The sequence below is a fragment of the Streptomyces sparsus genome (assembly GCF_054776295.1).
Genome location: NZ_BAAHCA010000890.1, coordinates 1 through 2,002 on the forward strand (window position 1 = coordinate 1; position 2,002 = coordinate 2,002).

4 protein-coding genes are annotated in these 2,002 nt (G+C 73.1%); all 4 read right to left on the reverse strand.

From position 1 onward, the window contains the following. A partial coding sequence (locus ACYVE9_RS24570) for a DUF3180 family protein (protein WP_461030090.1) occupies positions 1 to 205 on the reverse strand: 205 nt, incomplete at its 3' end. 15 nt (positions 206 to 220) lie between these two features. Continuing rightward, positions 221 to 817, reverse strand: coding sequence for a 2-amino-4-hydroxy-6-hydroxymethyldihydropteridine diphosphokinase (gene folK, locus ACYVE9_RS24575; protein ID WP_461030091.1), 597 nt, complete (start codon positions 815 to 817; stop codon positions 221 to 223). Next, positions 801 to 1,172, reverse strand: a complete 372-nt coding sequence (gene folB, locus ACYVE9_RS24580) for a dihydroneopterin aldolase (protein WP_461030092.1) — start codon at positions 1,170 to 1,172, stop codon at positions 801 to 803. Before folB ends, folK begins: the two co-directional genes overlap by 17 nt. A gap of 263 nt (positions 1,173 to 1,435) precedes the next feature. Further along, a complete protein-coding gene (locus tag ACYVE9_RS24585) occupies positions 1,436 to 1,939 on the reverse strand; it encodes a nuclear transport factor 2 family protein (protein ID WP_461030093.1) in 504 nt (167 codons plus the stop codon). Between the last annotated feature and the right edge of the window lie 63 nt (positions 1,940 to 2,002).

Genomic DNA, 2,002 nt, shown 5'->3' on the forward strand with positions numbered 1-2,002 from the left:
CCCGCTCGCGCTGGGCGCGCAGCCGGGCCCGCAGCGACAGCGCGGTGGCCAGCAGCACCACGGCGATCAGCGCCAGGACCACGGGGGCCAGCACGGGCACCGCCGGCAGCGTGCCGACGGAGTCCCACAGGCGCGCGCCGGACCAGGACAGCACAGCGGCCACCGCGAAGATGCCGGCGAGTGTGCGGAGTCGGATCTCTTTCACGCTGTCCTTCAACGACTAGTCGGGCAGGACGAGTTCCAGGTCCGGCCGGACCTGGACGCCGTCCCGGCCGACCTCGGTCAGCAGCTCCACCACCGGGCCCCTGCCCGGCACCTCGGCAACCGGGTCCACATCGTGCCACGGCACCAGGACGAAGGCCCGCTCATGCACGCGCGGGTGCGGCAGCGTCAGCCTCGGGTCCTCGGACACCACGTCCTGGTAGGAGACGATGTCCACGTCGATCGTGCGCGGGCCCCAGCGCTCGTCGCGCACCCGCTCGAAGGCCTCCTCGATGGCGTGCCCGCGCTCCAGCAGGGAGTCCGGCGGCAGCGTCGTCTTGAGCAGCACGACCGCGTTGAAGTAGGCGGGCTGCGAGCCGGGCTCGACGCCCCACGGCTCCGTCTCGTACACCGGGGAGACGGCCTTCACCCGCACGCCCGGGGTGTCCTCCAGCGCGTCGACGGCCCCCTGGAGGGTCTCCAGCCGGTTGCCGAGGTTGCTGCCGAGCGAGACCACGGCCCGTTTGGGATTGCTCAGGGTGATGTCGGCGGCGTCCACCTGGCGCACCACCGATGCGGGCACCGGCTGCACGGTCGGGTCACTGTTCGGCGTCATGTCGGCTCCGCTTGATCGTGATGGTCACATCGTCAAAAGGCACGGTGATCGGGGCCTGCGGCTTGTGCACCACCACCTCGACCTCCTGCACCGCGTCGTGCGTCAGGCACTGGTCGGCGATCCGCTGCGCGAGCGTCTCGATGAGCTCCACCGGCTCACCCTCGACCACCGCGACGACCTGCTCGGCCACGACTCCGTAGTGCACCGTGCGGGCCAGCTCGTCGCCGGCCGCCGCCGGGCGGGTGTCCACGGCCATGTCCACGTCCACGACGAACACCTGCCCCTGCTCCCGCTCCTCCGGGAAGACCCCGTGATGTCCGCGCGCCTTGAGCCCGCGCACCGCGACTCGGTCCACGGCGTCCTCACTCCCCTCGGTACTGCAAGCTGGGGGCCGCGCGTTCCTGCCGCGTCGGCCGCGTCGAATGTACCTGCGGACGTCGAGCACCTTCGCCCGCGGGGCACGCCGTGCGGTCGAGCCGCCGTCGAACGACCGGACCCGCCCGGTGCGCCCTCGGCACGCGCTGTCCCCGGGCGGGGCCCATACCCCTCAGCCGCGGCGGCCACTCCGGTATTCCTGCCGAACGCACCTCAGGAGTGAGGCAGAGCACAGCGCTGACGTCAGTCTGCGGCCCCCGGCAGCCCCTCGTCCGGCGTGCCGTCCGGCTGGTCGTCCGGCGCGTCGCCCTCGGTCTCCTCCTGCTCCACCAGGACCGGCGAGCCGTGGTGCGACCACACCCGCCACCGGCCGTCCGCGTCCCGCCGGAACACGTTGGTGGCGACCACCAGGCCGCCCACCAGCGGGCCCGCGGAACCGTCCGCCTCGGCCGGGCCGCCGCTGAGGATGTTCTCGGTGCACGTCACCAGGGCGGTGTCGCCGAGCACCGACACGTCGACGTCGGTGAGGAAGAACTGGATGTAGTCGGTGTTGGCCATGATCAGCGCATAGGACCGCAGGACCTCGCCGCGACCGGCGAGCACCGGCCAGCCCGGGTGCACCACGCTGACGCCGTCGTCCAGCCACAGGTCGGTGAGCGCGTCCAGATCGCCGTGCTCCAGCGCCTCGTACAGAGCGGTGTTCGCGGCCTCGACGGCCCGGGCGTCCTCGGTGGCCCCGCCGCTCACTCCGCTCCCCCGGCCGCCGCACCGGACAGGCCCGCACCGGACACGCCCGCGGCGGCCGTGCCC

What these genes read in the sequence shown, in the direction of transcription:
- folK (WP_461030091.1), bottom strand. Translation starts at nt 817, where the DNA reads ATGACGCCGAACAGTGACCCGACCGTGCAGCCGGTGCCCGCATCGGTG.